The organism is Gluconobacter sp. P1D12_c (assembly GCF_018812105.1).
Taxonomy (GTDB): domain Bacteria; phylum Pseudomonadota; class Alphaproteobacteria; order Acetobacterales; family Acetobacteraceae; genus Gluconobacter; species Gluconobacter oxydans_A.
Genome location: NZ_JACSIQ010000834.1, coordinates 1 through 365 on the forward strand (window position 1 = coordinate 1; position 365 = coordinate 365).

A 365-nucleotide genomic window follows, 5' to 3' on the forward strand; every position below is an offset into this window, starting at 1 on the left:
CTGGCCTATTCAGATGGAAGCAAGGGCGGGCGACCGCCGTTCGATTCAGTGTTGATGTTCARGATCCTGGTGATCCAGACGCTGAACAATTTGTCCGACAAACGGACGGAATATCTGATCAACGATCGCCTCTCCTTCATGCGCTTCCTTGGTCTGGGGCTTTCAGATCGGGTGCCTGATTCCAAAACGGTCTGGCTGTTCCGTGAACGCCTGACCCAGGCGGGAGCCATTGAAAGGCTGTTTGCCCGGTTTGATGCAACTCTGCGGAACGCGGGCTATCTGCCGATGTCGGGCCAGATCCTGGATGCAACATTGGTAGCCGCTCCAAAGCAGCGCAATACCAACACCGAGAAAGCCGACCTCCG

At 56.3% G+C, this 365-nt stretch carries 1 protein-coding gene; it reads left to right on the forward strand.

What is annotated here, in order from left to right; genetic code table 11:
* Positions 1-365, forward strand: a 365-nt coding sequence (locus KP705_RS21905; RefSeq protein ID WP_215765496.1) for a transposase, incomplete at both ends; no start/stop codon positions are given.